Origin of the sequence: Streptomyces sp. WM6378 (assembly GCF_001279695.1) — a bacterium.
In the GTDB taxonomy this organism is placed as follows: domain Bacteria; phylum Actinomycetota; class Actinomycetes; order Streptomycetales; family Streptomycetaceae; genus Streptomyces.
Genome location: NZ_LGDD01000089.1, coordinates 1 through 2,844, shown reverse-complemented (window position 1 = coordinate 2,844; position 2,844 = coordinate 1). Strand labels below are relative to the sequence as shown.

Sequence of the window (2,844 nt, the reverse complement as noted above, 5' to 3'; positions counted from 1 at the left end):
ACGTCGGAGACGGCGTCGTTCGGCAATGATTTGTCGACGTTGCCGAACTTTCCGGCGGAGATCCGGGCGCCTGCCGGGACGTTGCCGGGTGTGTCGAGCTTCCAGTTGCACTTCGCCGATCATGACATCCTCACCCCGGGGGATGCGCCGAATGTTTTGGTGGCGATGAATCCGGCGGCGTTGAAGGCGAATCTGGCGGATGTGCCGCGGGGTGCGGAGATCATCGTGAACACGGATGAGTTCGCGAAGCGTGCGATGGCGAAGGTCGGCTATGACACGTCTCCGTTGGAGGATGGGTCGTTGTCGGGTTACAGCGTGCATCCGGTGCCGTTGACGACGTTGACGGTGGAGGCGTTGAAGGAGTTCGGGCTGTCCCGCAAGGAGGCGGAGCGGTCGAAGAACATGTTTGCGCTGGGTTTGTTGTCGTGGATGTATCACCGGCCGACGGAGGGGACGGAGAAGTTCCTGCGGGCGAAGTTCGCGAAGAGGCCGGTGATCGCCGAGGCGAATGTGGCGGCGTTCCGGGCGGGCTGGAACTTTGGTGAGACGACGGAGGATTTCGCGGTCTCCTACGAGGTGGCCCCGGCGACGAAGGCGTTCCCGGCGGGGACGTACCGCAACATCTCGGGGAATCTGGCGCTGTCGTACGGGCTGATCGCGGCGGCGAAGCAGGCGGACCTGCCGCTCTACCTCGGTTCGTATCCGATCACGCCGGCCTCGGACATCCTGCATGAGTTGTCGCGGCACAAGAATTTCGGGGTGCGCACGTTCCAGGCGGAGGATGAGATCGCGGGGATCGGTGCGGCTCTGGGTGCGGCGTTCGGCGGTTCGCTGGCGGTGACGACGACGTCGGGTCCGGGGGTGGCGCTGAAGTCGGAGGCGATCGGTCTGGCGGTCTCCCTGGAGTTGCCGCTGTTGATCGTGGACATTCAGCGCGGGGGCCCTTCGACGGGTCTGCCGACCAAGACGGAGCAGGCGGATCTTTTGCAGGCGATGTATGGCCGCAATGGTGAGGCGCCGGTGCCGGTGGTCGCGCCGAAGACCCCGGCGGACTGTTTCGACGCGGCGATCGATGCGGCACGGATCGCTTTGGCGTACCGCACGCCGGTGTTCCTGCTCTCGGACGGTTATCTGGCCAACGGCTCGGAGCCGTGGCGGGTTCCCGGGACCGGTGAACTCCCGGACCTGCGGGTGCAGTTCGCGACGGGGCCGAACCATACGCTGGCGGACGGCACGGAGGTGTTCTGGCCCTACAAGCGGGATCCGCGGACGTTGGCGCGGCCGTGGGCGGTGCCGGGGACGCCGGGTCTGGAGCACCGGATCGGCGGGATCGAGAAGCAGGACGGCACGGGCAACATTTCCTACGATCCGGCCAACCACGATTTCATGGTCCGTACCCGTCAGGCCAAGATCGACAACATCAGTGTGCCTGATCTGGAGGTGGATGATCCGGACGGTGCGCGCACGCTGGTGCTGGGCTGGGGCTCCACCTACGGCCCGATCACGGCGGCGGTGCGCCGGCTGCGGGCGGCGGGTGAGCCGATCGCGCAGGCCCATCTGCGGCACATCAACCCGTTCCCGGGCAATCTCGGTGAGGTCCTGAAGCGCTTCGAGAGGGTGGTGGTGCCGGAGATGAACCTGGGCCAGCTCGCCACCCTGATCCGCGCCAAATATCTGGTCGACGCCCACTCCTACAACCAGGTCAACGGCATGCCGTTCAAGGCCGAACAGCTCGCAGACGCCCTCAAGGAGGCCATCCATGCCTGACGCTCACCCCAACGAGCTCCTGCAGCTGGTCCCCAAGGCCGACGGCAGGCAGTCCATGAAGGACTTCAAGTCCGACCAGGAAGTCCGCTGGTGCCCCGGCTGCGGCGACTACGCCGTCCTGGCCGCCGTCCAGGGCTTCATGCCCGAACTCGGCCTGGCCAGGGAGAACATCGTCTTCGTCTCCGGCATCGGCTGCTCCTCCCGCTTCCCGTACTACATGAACACCTACGGGATGCACTCCATCCACGGCCGTGCCCCCGCCATCGCCACCGGCCTGGCCACCTCCCGCCGTGACCTGTCCGTGTGGGTGGTCACCGGCGACGGCGACGCCCTCTCGATCGGCGGGAACCACCTCATCCACGCACTGCGCCGCAACGTCAATCTGAAGATCCTGCTGTTCAACAACCGGATCTACGGTCTGACCAAGGGCCAGTACTCGCCGACCAGTGAACTCGGCAAGATCACCAAGTCGACGCCGATGGGCTCCCTGGACGCCCCGTTCAACCCGGTCTCCCTCGCCATCGGCGCCGAAGCCTCCTTCGTGGCGCGGACGGTGGACTCCGACCGCAGACATCTGACCGAGGTCCTGCGCCAGGCCGCCGAACATCCCGGGACGGCGCTGGTGGAGATCTACCAGAACTGCAACATCTTCAACGACGGCGCCTTCGAGGTCCTCAAGGACAAGGACCAGGCCGAGGAAGCCGTCATCCGCCTCGAACACGGCGCCCCCATCCGCTTCGGCGCCGACGCCTCGAAGGGCGTGGTCCGCGATGCGGCGACCGGTGACCTCACAGTCGTCCCGGTCACTCCGGACAACGAGGCCGACATCCTCGTCCACGACGCGCACAGTGTGTCGCCGACCACGGCGTTCGCACTGTCACGCCTCGCCGACCCGGACACCCTGCACCACACCCCGATCGGGGTGTTCCGCTCGGTGGACCGGCCGGTCTACGACACGTTGATGGCCGACCAGCTCGACACCGCCATCGAACAGAACGGCAAGGGCGACCTCGCCACCCTCCTCGCCGGCAAAGACACCTGGACCGTCATCGGCTGACCCCACCACACCAGAACCGG

The 2,844-nt window shown here is 66.4% G+C and carries 2 protein-coding genes; both read left to right on the top strand.

All coding sequences use genetic code 11. From position 1 onward, the window contains the following. Positions 1-1,767: 2-oxoacid:acceptor oxidoreductase subunit alpha (locus tag ADK54_RS10450; protein ID WP_053725294.1), on the top strand; the 1,767-nt coding region annotated here is incomplete at its 5' end. Beyond that, complete coding sequence (locus ADK54_RS10445; RefSeq protein ID WP_053725293.1) at positions 1,760-2,824, top strand: 2-oxoacid:ferredoxin oxidoreductase subunit beta; 1,065 nt, start codon at positions 1,760-1,762, stop codon at positions 2,822-2,824. The genes ADK54_RS10450 and ADK54_RS10445, both read left to right, overlap by 8 nt. The last annotated feature ends 20 nt before the right edge of the window (positions 2,825-2,844 follow it).